Source organism: Aeromonas sp. SE22 (assembly GCF_038739755.1).
Lineage (GTDB): Bacteria > Pseudomonadota > Gammaproteobacteria > Enterobacterales > Aeromonadaceae > Aeromonas > Aeromonas jandaei.
In genome coordinates, this window is the sequence record NZ_JBCGFD010000003.1 from 477,522 (window position 1) to 494,788 (window position 17,267).

General features: G+C 54.6%; 18 protein-coding genes and 1 pseudogene. 3 read left to right on the top strand and 16 right to left on the bottom strand.

The window, feature by feature from the left end:
- Window positions 1-6: 6 nt before the first annotated feature.
- Window positions 7-1,016 (top strand): annotated as a pseudogene (locus tag AAHA39_RS09160) (IS5 family transposase).
- Between the two features lie 281 nt (window positions 1,017-1,297).
- On the opposite strand, the gene AAHA39_RS09165 reads toward AAHA39_RS09160, so the two are convergent.
- The 16 genes from AAHA39_RS09165 to AAHA39_RS09240 all read right to left on the bottom strand — a co-directional run bounded on the left by AAHA39_RS09165 (window position 1,298) and on the right by AAHA39_RS09240 (window position 14,933).
- The gene (locus AAHA39_RS09165) at window positions 1,298-1,627 is read right to left on the bottom strand and encodes a DMT family transporter (protein ID WP_320656934.1); all 330 of its coding nucleotides are present in this window, start codon (window positions 1,625-1,627) and stop codon (window positions 1,298-1,300) included.
- A gap of 42 nt (window positions 1,628-1,669) precedes the next feature.
- Window positions 1,670-2,056: a DMT family transporter gene (locus AAHA39_RS09170; RefSeq protein ID WP_320656933.1), complete on the bottom strand. Its 387-nt coding sequence runs from the start codon at window positions 2,054-2,056 to the stop codon at window positions 1,670-1,672.
- A gap of 19 nt (window positions 2,057-2,075) precedes the next feature.
- Window positions 2,076-2,777, bottom strand: a complete 702-nt coding sequence (locus tag AAHA39_RS09175) for a hypothetical protein (RefSeq protein ID WP_320656932.1) — start codon at window positions 2,775-2,777, stop codon at window positions 2,076-2,078.
- A gap of 11 nt (window positions 2,778-2,788) precedes the next feature.
- Complete coding sequence (locus tag AAHA39_RS09180) at window positions 2,789-3,409, bottom strand: phosphate propanoyltransferase (protein WP_320656931.1); 621 nt, start codon at window positions 3,407-3,409, stop codon at window positions 2,789-2,791.
- Window positions 3,406-3,858 (bottom strand): BMC domain-containing protein, encoded by a 453-nt coding sequence (locus AAHA39_RS09185; protein ID WP_342690013.1) that lies wholly within the window; start codon window positions 3,856-3,858, stop codon window positions 3,406-3,408. Before AAHA39_RS09185 ends, AAHA39_RS09180 begins: the two co-directional genes overlap by 4 nt.
- Window positions 3,859-3,870: 12 nt before the next feature.
- Entirely contained in the window at window positions 3,871-4,818 is a 948-nt protein-coding gene (cutD, locus tag AAHA39_RS09190; protein ID WP_446699562.1) for a choline TMA-lyase-activating enzyme, read from the bottom strand.
- 113 nt (window positions 4,819-4,931) lie between these two features.
- Entirely contained in the window at window positions 4,932-8,318 is a 3,387-nt protein-coding gene (gene cutC / locus AAHA39_RS09195; RefSeq protein WP_320656929.1) for a choline trimethylamine-lyase, read from the bottom strand.
- Window positions 8,319-8,343: 25 nt separating this feature from the next.
- Window positions 8,344-9,498 (bottom strand): 1-propanol dehydrogenase PduQ, encoded by a 1,155-nt coding sequence (locus AAHA39_RS09200; protein WP_320656928.1) that lies wholly within the window; start codon window positions 9,496-9,498, stop codon window positions 8,344-8,346.
- Between the two features lie 15 nt (window positions 9,499-9,513).
- Window positions 9,514-9,771, bottom strand: coding sequence for a EutN/CcmL family microcompartment protein (locus AAHA39_RS09205; protein WP_320656927.1), 258 nt, complete (start codon window positions 9,769-9,771; stop codon window positions 9,514-9,516).
- 26 nt (window positions 9,772-9,797) lie between these two features.
- A complete protein-coding gene (locus AAHA39_RS09210) occupies window positions 9,798-11,384 on the bottom strand; it encodes an acetaldehyde dehydrogenase (acetylating) (protein WP_320656926.1) in 1,587 nt (528 codons plus the stop codon).
- Window positions 11,385-11,437: 53 nt separating this feature from the next.
- A complete protein-coding gene (locus tag AAHA39_RS09215) occupies window positions 11,438-11,719 on the bottom strand; it encodes a BMC domain-containing protein (protein ID WP_017408466.1) in 282 nt (93 codons plus the stop codon).
- An 11-nt stretch (window positions 11,720-11,730) separates the two neighbouring features.
- Window positions 11,731-12,015 carry a BMC domain-containing protein gene (locus tag AAHA39_RS09220; RefSeq protein WP_042080492.1) on the bottom strand — a complete coding sequence of 95 codons (285 nt, stop codon included), beginning with the start codon at window positions 12,013-12,015 and terminating at the stop codon, window positions 11,731-11,733.
- Window positions 12,016-12,031: 16 nt separating this feature from the next.
- Complete coding sequence (locus AAHA39_RS09225; RefSeq protein ID WP_010634659.1) at window positions 12,032-12,310, bottom strand: BMC domain-containing protein; 279 nt, start codon at window positions 12,308-12,310, stop codon at window positions 12,032-12,034.
- A gap of 704 nt (window positions 12,311-13,014) precedes the next feature.
- Window positions 13,015-13,428 (bottom strand): FidL-like protein, encoded by a 414-nt coding sequence (locus AAHA39_RS09230; protein WP_240039908.1) that lies wholly within the window; start codon window positions 13,426-13,428, stop codon window positions 13,015-13,017.
- Window positions 13,429-13,529: 101 nt separating this feature from the next.
- Entirely contained in the window at window positions 13,530-14,339 is an 810-nt protein-coding gene (locus tag AAHA39_RS09235; RefSeq protein WP_320656925.1) for a transcriptional regulator, read from the bottom strand.
- A 21-nt stretch (window positions 14,340-14,360) separates the two neighbouring features.
- Window positions 14,361-14,933, bottom strand: a complete 573-nt coding sequence (locus tag AAHA39_RS09240; protein WP_215808206.1) for a TetR/AcrR family transcriptional regulator — start codon at window positions 14,931-14,933, stop codon at window positions 14,361-14,363.
- Between the two features lie 542 nt (window positions 14,934-15,475).
- On the opposite strand from AAHA39_RS09240, the gene AAHA39_RS09245 reads away from it, so the two are divergent.
- Both AAHA39_RS09245 and AAHA39_RS09250 read left to right on the top strand, forming a co-directional pair.
- The gene (locus AAHA39_RS09245; RefSeq protein ID WP_320656924.1) at window positions 15,476-16,159 is read left to right on the top strand and encodes a hypothetical protein; all 684 of its coding nucleotides are present in this window, start codon (window positions 15,476-15,478) and stop codon (window positions 16,157-16,159) included.
- Window positions 16,160-16,385: 226 nt separating this feature from the next.
- Window positions 16,386-17,252: an IS5 family transposase gene (locus AAHA39_RS09250; protein WP_320656923.1), complete on the top strand. Its 867-nt coding sequence runs from the start codon at window positions 16,386-16,388 to the stop codon at window positions 17,250-17,252.
- The last annotated feature ends 15 nt before the right edge of the window (window positions 17,253-17,267 follow it).

Here is a 17,267-nt window from a genome sequence, read left to right on the forward strand (position 1 = left end):
TTCAGCATGAATCATCAGCTCACCTTCGCGGATAGCGAGTTCAATGGCAAACGCCGCAAAACCCATAAGGAGTTATTCCTGGCTCGTATGGAGGCGTTGCTCGTATGGAGGCGTTGCTCCCATGGGCAATGATGCTGGAGGTCATCGAGCCCGTCTATCCCAAGGCAGGTAATGGCCGTCGTCCCTACTCACTCGATACCATGCTGCGCATTCACTGCATGCAACAGTGGTATAGCCTTAGCGACGGCGCCATGGAGGATGCGCTCTACGAGATTACTTCAATGCGTCTGTTTGCCAAGCTCTCACTGGACCAGGCCATCCCCGACCGCACCACCATCATGAACTTCCGCCATCTGCTGGAGCAGCACCGGCTGGCCCGGCAGCTCTTCGACACCGTCAACCTGTGGCTTTCTGACGCCGGCATCATGATGAAGCAAGGCACGCTGGTCGATGCCACTCTCATTGAAGCCCCTTGCTCGACCAAGAACAAGCGTGGCGAGCGTGACGGCGAGATGCATCAGACCAAGAAAGGCAATCAATGGTACTTCGGCATGAAGGCTCATATCGGTGTCGATGCCAAGAGTGGCCTGACGCACAGTCTGGAGACCACGGCAGCCAATGAGCACGACCTCAATCAAGTGGGAAATCTGCTCCATGGCGAGGAGGCATTTGTGTTCGCTGACGCAGGATATCAGGGTGCGGAAAATCGTGAAGAGCTGGCGGATGTAAAGGCACAATGGGCGATTGCGATGCGACCTGGCAGGCTCAAGGAGCTCAAAAAGCATCCGCGCAAAAACAAGGCTGTGATTGCCTTTGAGAGGCTCAAATCCAGCATCCGCGCCAAAGTGGAGCACCCGTTTCGGATCATCAAACGTCAGTTTGGCTTTGTGAAGGCGCGGTTCAAGGGGCTGCGCAAGAACGACAACCAACTGGCGATGTTGTTTACGCTGGCGAATCTGTTTCGCGTGGACCAGATGATACGGGCATGGGATAGCTGTGCCCAAAAATCGAGATAAGCCTCGAAAATGAGGCTAAATGGCGCTTAATAGCCGAATACTTGCGGAAAAAAGTCAGGTTTTTGGAGTGATGTGCATTTCAAATGCGGACAAAGAGTTCGTGGTAAAGGTGCGATCCACTTGTTCGCACCTTCCTTAGGTGCTGCATGAATGTTTTTTAGATGAACGAATATGTAGCTGGTGATGTATGTTGTTTAAGCTGCTTTTCTGTCCAGATAATACCTGGTGGCTTTTAAAGTAACGGGAACCTTTGCCGATATTGGTGAAGGCTCCCGTACAATTTACATCGCAGAGAATACATTCATAATCACACCGCCTGAAATAATCAAAATCATAGCTGCTATTGCGGGTAAATCAGGCTTCTGCTTATACAGAATCATAGAGCAAATTGTAACGCCAACGATACCAAATCCACACCAAAGTGAATAGGCAACGCCTACGGGAATTGTACTCATTGCACGTGTCAGAGCAAAGTAACAAAGGCTGTAGGCACAAACGACTAATGCTGATGGAGCTAGCTTGCTAAATCCATTAGTTTTTTTAATCATTGAGGTGCCAGTTATTTCAGAGCTGATGGACAGTGCTAGCCATAAAAAACCTATGTTAAACATGGTGTATATTCCTTAATTTTAATTATCAGATTGTTAGTGTTGTTATTTTGAAGCTTCGCCTGATGAGGCGTCATCTTCTTCACTACCCATTTTTGAAAATACGTTCATTATAACTATGCCACTTGCAATAACTGCCATCCCGATAATGGCTGCGGTGTCTGGATGTTGGCCATAAAAAGCCATACCTAATGTAGATACGACTAAAATTCCAGTGCCAGACCAAGTAGCGTAGGCAAGTCCAACTGGAATATCTTTTACCGCACGAGAGAGTGAGTAGTAGCAGGTACAATAGAGCAGTACGAGCAAGCTGAGCAGTAGCATCTTAGTGACGCCCTCACTGCTACCGAACATTTTTAAGGTGGAGGTTGCCGATGTTTCGGACACAATCACCAACAGCATCCATAACCAACATTTTGCTTTTGAAGACATAACTTAAACTCCGGGGTTGTTATTTAAGGTAAGGTTCTCTTTCTTTTTTACTGTTTTTCAAAAAATCAATCGCTGCATCGGTTAGCTGTGCCGTGGGGGCACGGGCCAGAATCGGGTTCATCTCCACATCGCTGACGGTGAGATAGCGTCGTGGGGGGCTCGCCGTATTCACTGGTTTCAAGTCTGCAAAGTGGTCCGATGCCAATTTATCTAGCAGCTCATTCATGGTGCATAAGGTAACGCCAATCTCGTTCAGACCTGTTAGTGCAGCCTGCATATGCCCGGCATACGCCGTGTTCGTTTGCGCACCCAAAAGTTGATTTAGTTCACTCGTGGGATCGCAGTGATAGCGCAGTGCAAGTACCGGCAAGCCGCTCAGCAGGGCATCGTGCAGCCGCCGGGCCACGGGGCTTTGCAGCGAGCCGTTCAGCAGGTCCATCGCCAGCGGGTAGTCGAGAAAGGGCAGCACCAGCGCGCGATAGGGGGCGAGCGGTAGAGCCTGTTGCCAGACGTTGGCCGGCACTGTCTCCCCCAGCGGTTGCCACAGCGCGCCATCCTCGATCTCTTCTGCCAGTGCAAGCTGCAGGGGTTGCCCACAGCTGGCCAGCCGGTTTCGAATGGCCTGCCGATAGCCCTGGGCCGCGGTCACCATCACCAGCAGTGGCGGCTGTAGGCGCCTGAGCATCTGTTCGACCAAGCGTTCAATCTGTTCGTCGGTCATGGGGATCTCCGTTAGCCGAGCAGCCTGACCTGCGCGCCGTTTTTCAGTCCGGCGGCGTTGGCCTCTTCGGTATCGATGTGAAATTCCAGGGCGAAATCCTCGCGCACCCGCACCACCACCTCATCGAAGGTCAACTGGCGCTCGCCGTCGCTGCGCACGCTCACCTTCTGGCCATTGGTCACGTTCAGCTGGCGGGCGTCTTGTGGCGAGAGGTGGATATGCCGCCAGGCGCAGATCACCTGGGATCGCAACTCCACGTGGCCGGCGGGGCCGATGAGCAGCGCGCTGCCGGTATTTTCCAGCTGGCCGGACTCACGGACCGGTGCCTTGATGCCGAGGGTGAAGCAGTCGGCGCGGGAGATCTCCAGCTGTGAAACCGGCCGGGTCGGGCCGAGCACCCTCACCCGGTTTAGCGAGCCTTTGGGGCCGACCACGGTGACGCACTCTTCGGCGGCAAATTGGCCCGGTTGGCGCAGCGGTTTGAGCGGTGTCAGGGTGTAGCCCTTGCCGAACAAGGCCTCCACATCCTGTTGTGCCAGGTGAACGTGGCGATTCGAGATGCCGACCGGGATCGCCGGGCTGACCAGGCTCAGACGGGCGGCGATCTTTTGATGCAACTGGGGATCGATCATGCTTTCCTCCCTTTTCTTGCCGCGGCCTGTCTGTCTTCCGCCTGATCCCCAGCAGGCTGGCTGGCCGGTGGAGTGGCCGGTTCGGTATCGGCACCGCTTGGCAGTGGCAGGACCGGAGCTGCACCTGTTGCGGCCGTTAGCTCAGTGCTGGTGCTGGCCGGTGCGCGCGGCGGGTAGCCCTTGAGGTTGCTAAGCGCCGCTACCGCGCTTGGCTCCGGGCGTGCAATCACCAGTGAATGGACCTGCTGGTCGATAGTGGCAGCCACTGCTACACCACGCTCGATGGCAGTATGGATGGCGCTGATCTCCCCTTGGAAGCAGACACTCACTAGCCCAGAACCCACCTTGCGATAGCCGATGCAGGTGACGCTTGCGGCTTTGCAGGCAGCGTCCACGGCCTGAATGGCGGCGATCAATCCTCGCGTTTCAATTACGCCCAAACTTTTCATCGTCGACTCCTGTTAGTGGCGGACCAAGCGAATATCGAAATCAAATTGTGCAAAGAAGGTCTCCAGCCGTTCTAATTCATCCGGCGTGTAAGACGGGTCTTGCGTAATCGGGTAGGGCATATCCAGCCGCTCATATTTCTTGCGTCCCAGCTGGTGGTACGGCAGCATGTCGATCCGTAGGATATTTCCCCGCTTTGCCAGTTTCTGTACATATTCGATAGCGCCGGTGATGGCATCCCATGAATCGTTATATCCACGTATAAGGGGCATGCGCACAATGATCTTAGCACCATAATCGACTAGCCATTCCAGATTGCGGCGAATACTTTCATTGTCGATACCCAGCATTGCCTTATGTTGTTCGCTGTTTATTTGCTTAATATCGAACAGAAAGGTATCGGTGACGGGAGCAAGCTGCTGGTAATTAGCCAGCGAGGTGGTGCCCTGGGTCTCTATTGCGGTATTGATCATCATCTTTTTACATTCGCGAAACAGCGCGACGGCAAAGTCAGTCTGTAGGCTCATCTCGCCACCACCGATAGTGACACCACCGCCAGAGGAGATGTAAAAGTCATAGTCCTGCATGATGATGTCCATCAGCTCGCTGACGGTGACATCCTTGCCAATAATGTCCAAGGCATGCTGGGTGCAAACTTCTTCACATTTACGACAGCCGATGCAATCCTTATTGCGATTAATGAAGTGTTTCATACTGCCGTTCTCTTCGGCTCGGTAATGGATTCCGGCCGGACAGATATTTACGCAGTCACCACAGTTAATGCATTTATCGTGCGAGAACATCACCTGAAATTGGCTGCTCAGCCCTTCAGGGTTGGCGCACCAAGGGCAGCGAAGGTTACAGCCCTTGAAAAAAATCAGCGTGCGAATGCCATCTCCGTCGTATATTGAATATTTTTGGATATTGAATATGCGGCCGGTTAATTCATTGTTCACGTTCACGCTTGCCTCCTCTCCGTATGTAGCAGGCCGCGGTTGCATTATTTGCGACCTGCCATTACGGAGTACTTCCGGTTATTTTTACGATTAAGAAATATCTGTTATCAATATGTCGGTCAGAACTTCTCAATCACGGTACGGCTGATGATTTCATCCTGTACTTCTTTGCACAGCTCGACGAAATAGGCACTGTAGCCCGCGACGCGTACGATGAGGTCGCGGTACTTTTCCGGTTCCAGTTGTGCTTTTTTCAGTACTTCGTTGTCGACGTAGCTGAACTGCATCTGGCCGTTGCCGAGGATTGAGGCTGTACGCAGCAAGGTGATGAGACCATGCCGACCTTCCTGGGTATCCAGCAATCCCTTGAGGAACTTGAAGTTATGCACCATTCCGATGTTCATGGTCTCCACGTTCATTTTGCTCACAGACTTGATAACAGCGGTAGGACCGTGTTTATCTGCCCCTTGGGTAGGACTAATGCCGTCAGAAAGCGGCATCCATGCCAAGCGGCCGTTTGGCGTAGCGTTGGTCAACTGACCAATTGGCGTGTTGTTGGAGATGGATAGGGTGCCGTGACTCATTCTGGAGTAGAGCATTTTGTACTTGCGACACTCCTTCTCCGTCCACTCGGTAATATCCAGCGCATACTGGTCGACGTAGTTGTCGTCATTGCCGTACTTGGGAGCATTGAGACAGTCGCGGAGCAATGCTTCATACCCTTCGAAGTTGGCTAGCAACGCATCGCGGATTTGTTCCAGAGTGTATTTCTTCTCCTCGAATACCAGCTTTCTGATGGCAGCCATGGAGTCGACATAAGTTGCAAGGCCAGAAAAGATGAGTCCGGGGCCATAGTTGACCACTGCACCACCAGCAGAGACATCTTTTCCGCTCTCCATACACCCCTCCACCATCAATGACATCAATGGTTTCGGCGCCACATCGCGGTGAACACGCTGACTTATCACAGTCCCGATCGCTGACATACGTACGATATGGGCAATCTGCTGTTTTACCGCAGCATCGAACTGCTCAAATGTCCGCAAATTACGCAGATCGCCAGTATCCAGCCCTTGTTCACTGTTGAACAACACCATACGTCCACGGTTGAGTACGAACTCGATGGCGATCGGCCATTGGGTGTAACCTGTGGAGGTCCACTGGTAGATCCGGCCTGACTTTTGCGGTTCGACACAACCCATCAGGCAGTAATCGCGAGCATCCTCAAAATCGAAACCCTTATGTAACATCATCTTGATGTGGGAGTCATCGAAGTGGCAGGCAGGGAAACCCATCCCTGCTTTCACGACATCGACGATTTTCTCCATATATTTCTGTGGTGACTGGTTGTGAATGCGGCATGCCAGCGACGGTTGGTATACCTTCACGAACCGCACGGCATCCATGATGAGGTAGGTCAGATCGTTGCAAGCATCGCCACCGATGCGTTTCTGGCCACCTACGGTCAGGTTGATGAAGGGCTGATAGCCAGCGAAGTATTTCGCCCCTAGCTCGCTCGACATCCACATCAGCTCGGCACACTTGATGATGAAGGCTTGTATCATCTCGAGCGCGCTTTCATGTGTTAGGCGCCCCTCGTGGATATCAGCTTCGAACATGGGGTAGCAGTACTGGTCGACCCGACCGAGCGACAGGCCTGTCTGGTTTTCTTCGATCTCGAACAGTGACTCCACCGTCCAGATGCTCTGCAGCGCTTCTTGCAGGGTCTTCGGTGGATTGGCTGGTACATTCTCGTTAACCTCGGCGATAGTCAGCAACTCTGCGCGGCGCTGGGCATTCTGCTCTTTGGCAGCCAGTTCACGAGCGTGAGCCGCGATGCGGCGGGCGTAGTTGATAACCCCTTCACAGGTTTCGACTGCTGCCTTGTAGAAATAGATGCGGTCGATATCTTCCGGGTTTTCCATGCTCAGCTGATCAAGATGAGCCAGTGCGTCAGCCTTGATGCCGTTCATCCCCTTGGTGAACAGCAGCACGTCGTAGCCAGGGCAGGTATCGCCACCACCGTTGATCTGGTGGTAGGAGAGGTCGCTGACATAGGTTTCGCCACTAAATGCCCAGACGCCAGCCTCACGGTATTGGGCTTCCATGACCTCATCCAATGAGCGCCCCTGCCAGAACGGCACAATCTCTTCGCGGATAGTTTTCTTGTCCGCTTCACTGATTTCAAAGGGATCTTGCGGGCGTGTGCTCATTGTATCGAGTTCGTCATGAACCCAGCGCCAGGCAATGTCCGGTGAAAAGGCGCCAGCACGTGGCTTACCACACGGGTGGCCGACGATCAGCTCGTCGTTCTGGATAAGGATGGGGGCGGTTTCACAGGCATGACGGAATGCCTTAGCACGCAGCAAGATGGTCGGCATCCCCGGGTTTGCTTTGACAACTTCGGTAACGGCGAGTGCACGGTAGATGGAGACGCTAGGACGCATCGTGAGATAGTTATTCCGTAGACGTTGCATTCGCGGCGTCAGCCCCTCCATCACCGGCGTATCGGCACCGGCGGCGAACGGGACGGCAGAGACGTGCTGCACTCCGCGAAAGAGGCGAACCGGCAGCTTGAGGGCGCTCAGGTTTTGCTGGGCGCAGAGGAACATCTCGGAGAGCGGGTTGATGCTCGCCTGCTCCAGGCTGGCGCCGTGCAGCAGGGCATCAAACATGGGGTAGCCGTCGATGGCGCAGGTGGCGCGCACTTCGCTCAGCTCTGCCAGCTTGAACCACAGGCACTCGACGATTTCGTACGCCTGTTGTTCGGTGAGAGCGCCGTTGGTGATATCGCGCTGGAAGTATGGCAGCAGCGCCTTGTCGGCACCTTCCGGGTTAACCGCATAGCTGCCGTTATCGAGCTGGAGCGCCAGCTGGAACAGGTAGAACGACTGGCAGGCCTCTTTGAAGTTGCGTGCCGGGTGTGCCGGTACATGGTGCAAAATGGCGGCGCTGTCGCGCAGCTCGGCCTGGCGGAACGGGTTGGTTTCTGCGGCGGCCAAGGTTTCGGCGCTGTTGGCCAGGTTCTGTGCCAGTGCCATCAGGGCATCGCAGGCGTAGATGGCTGCTCGGCAGCCGTTGACTTCGTCCATGCCGCTGCGGCTGACGGCGCTGCCCAGCACGCGGGTTTTTTCTTCCAGCTGCAGCTTGATGGCGAGCACGCCCTTCTCCACTACCAGCTTATAGTCGGGGGAGTCGATGGCGTTGTTTAGATTCAGGAACTGAAATGTAGACGGGCGCTGCCCAGCACTTTCATCGTGAAATATGGCGCCGTGGGGGGTACGGGTCTGGTTGCCGACAATCAGTTCGTCGGCACTGATGGTCAGCGGCAGCTGGCGCATCAGTTCGTAAAAACGGCGTGCCGGTTTGACTGCGGCGGGAATGCCCGCGATGTCGCCGTCCAGCCTGCTCAGAATCGTTGCGTGCTCGGTGCACAAGGTGCTGCTGTGCGCTAATAAACGTTCAGCCAGCACGTTTACGCGCGGTGTTAAGCTGTAGTGTGCCATGAGGTAAGTTCTCCTGTTCTTGTTCTTAGTGGCTGGGGGCTGTGTTGCCACGCCATGCCTTACGATAGAGTTCGGTTAATGCCCACTCATCCGGTGTGCGCGGGTTGGTTGGGGTACAGTTGTCGCGCAGCGCCTGACTGACCATCTCCGACAGCCGCAAGTCGAAATCGGTAGCGAGGAGGCCAGTATCGCCAATGCTGGCCGGCATCTTCATCTCGTCTTTGAGTGCCTGGATGGCCACCAGCAGGCTGTTGACCCCCTCGCGCGGCGTATTGGCTGGCAGGTCCAGCAGGTGGGCCAGGCGAGCATATTTGTGGGCTGCCTGGGTATCACACTGCCCGTCTTGGTCGGCGTTCCATGCCACGACCTGCGTCATCAGGAGCGCGTTGGCACGTCCGTGCGGGACGCGGAACACGCCGCCGAGGGCATGGGCCAGGCTGTGGGTGATGCCGAGCGAGGCGTTGGTGAAGGCCATGCCTGCCATGCAGGAGGCGTTGTGCATCTTCTCCCGTGCCAGCAGATCGTGACCGTTGCGCCAGCAAGCGGGCAGGTAGCGAAAGACCTGTTGCACCACCTTCTCCGCCAATGCGTCGGAAAAATCGCTGGCCGCCCGGGAGACATAGGCCTCCAGCGCATGGCACAGCACGTCCATCCCGGTGTCGGCGGTGATGGCTGGCGGTACCGATGCCACCAGCGAGGGATCGAGAATGGCGATATCCGGCAGCAATGACGGGTCGACCAGCACCAGCTTCTCGCTGCGGGCCTTGACCACCGAGAAGCTGGTCACTTCCGAACCGGTGCCGCTGGTAGTCGGGATGGCCACGAAGCAGGGGCGCTCGCGCCCCTGATTCGGGCGAGTTTGCGCCAGAGCGAACATGACCGCTTTGGCTGCATCAATCACCGAACCGCCACCCAAGGCGATCACCAGATCCGGATAGCAGCTGTCCATGAGTTTCATGCCGCGCACTACCGTTGTTATGTCCGGATCAGCCACAACATCGTCCCAGAGCTGGAATGCGATGCCGCGTTGGCGCAGGATCTGCGTCACCCGGTCGGCCAGGCCAACTTGCACCATCACCTGATCGGTGACCAGCAGCGCCTGGCGGGCCGGCTGTTCGGCTAGGGCGGACAATGCGTCCTGACCGAAGCGGATCCGGGGTTTCAGCAAAAATTCACTCATTGGGTCATTTACTCCTCAAGCGTCCCGAAACACCTTCTCGACAATGGCGACCACCGACATGGCCTTGTAGCGGTCTCTGTTGAGCGCGAGGTACTCCTCGGCCAGAATGATGTCGTGCATGCCTGCGCCGACACTATCGATGGCGACCCAAGAGCGGTCCTTCATCGGTTGTTGCTGATCGTCCAGCTGGGTGATCAACAGCAGGTTGCTGCCGCGCAGCTCATCGCACTTCTGCGTGGCGACGACATGTCCGGTTACCTTTGCGAGAATCATGGTTTTTATCGCCTTATCTCAATGGGTTACTTGCCAAGACGCTCAAGCACCTGACGGATGACCCGTTCCACGTTCTGCTCGCTGATCTCGCCGCCGACCTCGGCGGTAGCGCCGGCAAAGCGGTCGTCGGCGCTGTGGCAGGTTGGCGTCTGGGCACTGAAGCGAGCATCGTCCAGGATGCTGCAGTGCTGGGGCGTTGCCGGGGCGGAGCTGGCAGGCTGCACCGCAACCGGCTGGATGGGGGCTCGCAGCTCTTCGATGGTGCGTACGCCGTAACCCACCTTGCGGATGTTGAGCAGGTTCATCGGGCCGACGTTGTCGGAGCTGGAGCCTCCGCCAACGGCTCCGCAGCCGAGGGTCAGTGCTGGCGTTAGGTTGGTAGTGGCCCCAATGCCACCGAGGGCGGCTGGGGTGTTGATCAGGATTCGGTGGACCGGTTTTTCCAGGCTGAACTGGCGGATCACATCCTGGTTGCGGGTATGGATCACCAGGGTGTGGCCAAGGCCTTCGTTGGTCAGCAGCTCAACCACCCGATGACAGGCGGCTCTCCACTCCTCTTCCACGTAGAGGCCGAGCACCGGGCACAGCTTTTCACGGGAGTAGGGGTTACTGTGGGAGACGGTGGTCTGCTCGGCCACCAGCACGCGGGTGCTGGGGGGGACGCTGAAACCGGCCAACTGGCTGAGATGAAATGCGGTCTTGCCCACAACTTTCGGGTTGATGGTGCCGTTCGGGCGCAGCAGCAGGGCGGCCATCTTGGCGGCTTCGTCTTCGTTCATGAAGTAGGCGCCCTGGGCTGCCAGCTCGCGATGAACCTCGTCGTAGATGCAGCGTTCGACGATGATCGACTGTTCGGAGGCGCAAATCACGCCGTTGTCGAAGGTCTTGCTGGTGATGATGTCCTTCACCGCCTGGTGAATGTCGGCGCTGCGCTCGATAAAGGCCGGGCCGTTGCCCGGGCCGCCGCTGATGGTCGGGGTGCCGGAGGCATAGGCTGCGCGCACCATGCCTTCGCCACCGGTTGCAAGGATCAGTGATACGTCCTTGCTATGCATCAGCTCGGAGGTCGCCTCCAGGGTCAGCTGGGTGACGCCGTCCACGATACCTGCCGGGGCCCCGGCGGCTTCGGCGGCACGCTTGACGATTTCAATGGCTTTCCAGCTGCACTGGCGTGCGCCCGGATGCGGCGAAAAGATGATGGCATTGCCGGCCTTGAGGGCGATCAGAGTTTTGTAGAAGATGGTGGAGGTCGGGTTGGTGGAGGGTACCAGCGCACATATCACGCCCAGCGGCACGCCCACGTCCATCACTTTATTCGCCTGATCGTCATGAATGATCCCGACGGTCTTCATCTCTTTGATGGCATCGTAAACGTGTAGCGAAGCGAACCGGTTTTTCAACACCTTGTCCTGCCAGTTGCCAAAGCCTGTTTCTTCTGCGGCCATTTTTGCCAGCGTTTCGGCATGGCGCGCGGCTTCTTCGGCCACGTTCTTCACGATGGCGTCGATTTTCTGCTGCGAAAAGGTGGCCATAATCACCTGTGCCTGCTTGGCGTTGCGCACCAGTTCTCTCGCGTTCTGGCGGGAGAGCAAATCGGTATCGAGTTCAATCATGAATCTATCCTTCATCAGACTAAAAAAGTGCGGGCGGGGCGTGCCCTCTCAGGTTATGCCTTGTGCTGCGCCGCTATTTTTTCGATGTCGTTGTGCGGGCGGGCGATGACGCGAGAGGTGACCACTTCGCCAATGCGTTTCGCCGCTTCCACACCGGAATCCACCGCCGCGTTGACCGCGCCGACGTCGCCTTTCACCATGGCTGTGACCAGGCCTGAGCCGACGTTCTCATAGCCGATCAGCTCGACGTTGGCGGCCTTGCACATGGCATCCGCCGCTTCAATGCAGGCCACCAGACCTTTGGTCTCAATCAGACCAAGTGCTTCTTTCATCATGTTCTCTCCCGTTATTCGGAAATTTTGTAGTGGGCGACAATCTTGCTAATGTCACTGTGCGGACGGGCGATAACCAAGGAAGTCACCACTTCACCAATGCGTTGTGCTGACTCCACACCCGAGTCCACAGCGGCTTTGACTGCCCCCACGTCGCCTTTCACCATCGCGGTGACCAGGCCAGAGCCGACGTTCTCATAGCCGATCAGCTCGACGTTGGCTGCTTTGCACATGGCATCAGCCGCTTCAATGCAGGCCACTAGGCCTTTTGTTTCAATCAAACCCAATGCATCACCCATTTGAACTCTCCTAGCCTTAAGCCTTGTGTTTAATGACGATTTTGTTGATGTCGTTGTGCGGCCGAGCGATAACCAGCGAGGTCACCACTTCACCGATGCGCTGTGCCGACTCCACGCCAGAATCCACCGCCGCCTTCACTGCGCCGACATCCCCCTTCACCATGACAGTGACCAGGCCGGAGCCGATGTTTTCATAGCTGATCAGTTCGACATTGGCGGATTTACACATGGCATCCGCAGCTTCAATGCAGGCCACCAGACCTTTAGTTTCGATAAGCCCCAATGCATCACCCATGGTGATCTCCTCAGAACAGGTTGTGTTGTGTGGTTAAGGAACACCGTCCGTATCACGACATTGATGCACGGTTGCGGCGTTCAACCGCCACTATAGGTACTGGTACCGTTTGTGGAATTTGAATCTGATAAAATTCGATATTTAGTTTTTTATTCTTTATTTATGGTTTTTATACGCGAAATTTATGTATTCATGCTGCAGTCGAGAGGGGGTTTTCGCCTTGCATAAGGCCTGATTCAGGCTCAGGGAAATATCGTCGCTATATGTTAATGGCTTGTTGCTTAATAGGGGCGGAGAGGTAATTGAGCCAGTTGTTAACTGTGGCGGAGCTCATATTTTGCCGGTGACGCTAAAAGTGGAAAGTGAGTGGGATGTAGCAAGAGGGAGTGATAAGGCGGTGACTGCGGGCCAAAAAAAGAGGCAGGTATTGTGTGCAGGCTGAGAGAGCATATGGGTGGGCTGGAAAAGTGGAAGGGGCCGACCCTGTTGTGTGATACGAAAGAGGCGTGTGTCGCTATAGGAGTAGAATCAGGAGAAAGAGCAGGGAGACAATTACTACATGGCTGTCTTTACGAAAAATGGGGTGACATGCCGCATGAGTGGGGAGCCATCAAGGATATTTGAGTCCGCCACGTTGTTGGGGGAGGGCGATATGTGTCAGCGTCATCGACGCTTGGGTCGGAGCATCCATAGTATTGACGGGACTAGTTCAGTTTGCTGCCAGATTTGAGGGTGCAGATCCAGAGTGGCGAGTTGATGGAGCTCAGTAGTATCGCCTGCTGATTGAGCCGCTGTGCACTCAGGAACAACCCATCGTGACTATCGGACATCTCACGCATGAAGTAGTCGAAGACCACATCCGGTGACTGATCGATGGAGGAGGCGCTCGCCTCCCATTTGTTGATGTGGTACTGGCGTTCGGTGGTTGAGACACGGCTGCTGTTGTAAGTGAACGTGACATAGCGCTGGAGGTAGAGCCAGCCGGCGGCCGAGTCGGTATAGCCTTCAACTACCATTGAGCCCTTTCCCTGGTGGCCAAAGTTGAAGTGGATATTACCGTTCACGTTCTCTTTGTTCATGTCTTCAAAACGCATAATGCCTTTAGTGGCGCAGCTCATGACTCCATCATTTTCGGTAGGTAGCTGATAACAGGCATAGACTGCCGCAGCTAGGAATACTGAGCAGGACAAAAGAAAGAAGGGACGCGGCGCAAGTTTCATCACGGCTTCCAAGAGTAGTAAAAATAGTTATCGCAATAGCTGAACGGGTTGTCTTCGTGCATGGCGCAGTGGGCAAGAAATACCCTGCCCAAACCGTTGGTCTCCAGTCTATCTCCGTAGAAAAACAGAAAACGTTCGCCGGGTTTGCAGTTGATGTTTAAACGCTGCCGCACCTGGTCGAAATGCTCACCGTAGGCAGTGGCGCTGACCGATCGCAGCATCTCGTCGCTGGCCAGCAATTCGCACTGGTTATTGGGGATCTGTGTCATTGAAAGGGGGCGGGGCTCACGGTCATTCAACAGACTGAATGCCACCAGTAGTAGGGCAAAAACGAGCATGCAGCTACCAGCGATATACCAGCATATTCCTCGTGAGTGTGGAGTGAGGGGAAGTTGCCACTCTGCAGGCTCAATTACTGGTTCGGCGGTTGCCACCATGGCCGGTGGGGTCGCTATTTCATTGGGTGGCGCGGGAGCATCATCGATAGGTTCAATTATGACGTCTGGATTCAGCTGTAAATAACCGCGCGATACCGTGATGATGATATTGTCTATATCGTACTGGCGAAAAGCCTTGCGCAATATGCTCAGGTATTGGTTGAGATTGCTGTTCGATGAAGTTAATCCGTTATCATCCCAGACTTTTTTAAGCACCTCATCTCGGCTCACGATCCCTGTATTTCGCAAGAAAAAATAAAAAAGCGAATTGGCGGTAATGGATAATTGACTGTCCGGCTCAACACTTTCCCGATGAGTCAAGGATCCATCTGTCGCATCATAAATGAAGCGGGCATTGATGAAGTAGCGCATCTCGGCCTCAATCCATGTGCTTTATATGGGGAGCGTCATATTATGCAAAGTTTCAACCAGCGCCTGACGGTGCTTTGCAATCATGGTGCGCCCTTCGGTTAACTCCGATAGCCAAATACCGTCCGCGGCATAACGTACCAGCGTACCAGTATGGCTATTGTCCAACTCATCTCCTTGCTCTAGATGTGCCAGCATCCAGTCACGCCAACATTTGCGCAACACTGGTTCATCTGGCATGGCCAATGAAAGTACCATTAACTGGCGACTCTCCTGGGTGTCCGTCAATTCAGGGGCAGAAAGATAGTGCAGGTAAGCACGAGTAAAACGGCCATATTCAGTCTTGTCAGCAGCCATCAGTGCTGAAATAGCCTCTTCCATAATTGCCAGTAGACGAGCAAAGAGAGCAAAGATCAGTGCTTGCTTATTAGGGAAATGGTGTAGTAATCCACCTTTGCTCACACCTGCTTCCGTGGCTACGGCATTCAAAGACAGAGCTGCGATGCCGTCTCGAGCCGCGATTGTGGCTGCTGACTCCAGCAGTTGTTCCTGCAAACGGACAGGATCTTTTTTACGGTGTGCTGTTTCCATGTTCATTACTGAATCATACCGACCAGACGGTATGATTTTGCTTGATCGTTATCAACTCAGAAGATGTGTTCCAAGACGAGATGGCATTCTTGTGTATTAGGTCACATTTACCCATGTGCCTTGAGGCCGGCTATCAACTCACAAGTCAAGAAAAGGATTAGCGACTGCGATACTGCGGTTGCTAGGTAAGGGGAAGGCGATGAGGGCCCTATGTGCTGGATGAACGAGTATTGGGTGATAAAGGAGATGATGAATAACACCAAGCAGGGAGTGTAGCGACCGAGTAAGAGGCGTGTAGCCACCTGTGGCCACCACTTTTTGTGGGGATGGCTACACGACAAACCCTAGAATGACGTGGCCTATAGGGGAGCTGTAGCCACCATTTTTTTTCATATATACAATGCAATCAGTCGATCGAGGTCACACGTTTGTCTGGAAGGCATTTTGCCGGGGGCTGAATATAAGAGAAGCAAAGTGTAATTTGTTCTTTATCGAGAACCCTTCCCTCAGGTTGTGTGTAAGGTGATCCAAAATTAGACAGATTGCCTATGCCAGGCGTGAAAGAAAATATCGACCAACTAGCCTCTAAATGGGTCTCTATTCGGGCTGTAACATCTATGCGTAAACACTGGCTTATAGCCCTATTACTCTTTGCTCAAGGCTGCTGGGCACAAACATGGTTACTCCAGCAGCAAGATGAGGGGGTCACCCTGTGGGTTCGCCCCCATCGGCCGGGCTCGTTTGTGGAGATGAGGCTGGAGATGCTGGTGACTGCCTCACCATTGACCTTACTCGATGTGTTACGGGATACCGAAAACCATCAAGTCTGGTTGCCAGAAAGCCGTGAAGTGAGGCTGCTCGCACGACCATCCGCCAATGAGGATATTGTCTACACCTTGCTTTCTGCTCCTTGGCCGTTAGAAGACCGGGAGTTGATCACTCGCTCTCTGCTGACCAGAGCCGTGGATTGCACACTGAGTTTAAAGGTTTGGGCTGTTCCCGATGTGCTGGTGCCTCATGTGGGATTAAAGCGGATTCGCATCAGTAAAGGGGCATGGGAAGCGATACCACAGCCAAATGGCTCAACTCTGATCCGTCTTCAGAGCTATACAAATCCCGGTGATAATCTGCCTGGTTGGCTGGTTAATCCTGTCGCCACCAAGGCTGCAGTACGGAGCTTTAAAGCAATTCGTCAGTTGATGGAAGCCAAACCAGCTCACCCGTGCTCTTAAACCCAGAAGGGGATATTTTACCCACCACCAGGTGAAGATGATCAGCTCTAGGAACAGCAAGATAAGGTATGAATTTGACTGTTCATGGGCGTTGTTGCCCAAATCGAAACAGCTTGAGTGGAACTAACTGAGAACTTGGTGATTTTATCACCACCATCCTCTTCAAGTCCGTATTATGGGCGCGTCGCTTCACCCCATCACCAACTGGCCTTAATACAACAAGTCTTTGATTAGCCGTGGTTCCCTCACCTTCTGGGTTGATGCAGGCGCCATGGATAACTGGTTCCACCACGACCATCATGGGCGCCGGGGCCGTAGTCAGCTCTACACCGACCAGACCATCTGTACCTTCCTGATGCTCAAGGGGATTTTTAACCTCACTCTGCGGGCCACTCAGGGACTACTCGACTCCCTGTTCGAGTTGATGAACATACCGCTTTGTGCCCCCGATTACAGTTGTGTCAGCAAGCGAGCACGCTCGGTGACGGTGGCTTATCGACAGCCCCCAAAGGAACGCATTACCGACTTGGTTATCGACTCAACCGGGCTGAAGGTGTTTGGTGAAGGTGAGTGGAAGGTCAGAAAACACGGCGCCGAGAAACGGCGAGTCTGGCGCATGTTGCATCTCGCAGTAGACCCGGCCACTCACGATATCGTGGCAGCGGAAATCTCGCTAGAGAATGTCCATGATGTCGAGGTGTTGCCGACTCTGCTCAATCCACTGCGGCGCAAGCTGGGACGTGTTTATGCGGATGGCGCGTATGACAGCAAAGCCAGCCATCAGCTGATCTCGTGCAAAGGGGCGACAGCCTGTATCCCGCCTCGCAAGAACGCTGGACTCTGGAAAAAGGGACATCCAAGAAATGAGGCTGTGCTGGTAATGCGCAAGGAAGGGCTGGGGCACTGGAAGAAGATATCGGGGTATCACCATCGCTCGCTGGCAGAGACGACAATGTATCGGTTCAAGCAGTTGCTGGCGGGGAAAATCAGTCTGCGTAACTACAACGGCCAAGTGGGAGAAGTCATGACGTATGTTAGCGCCATAAACAAGCTGAATACCTTGGGCTTGCCTGTCAGAAAGCCCCGAGTGTAGTGGTAACCAGGAGCT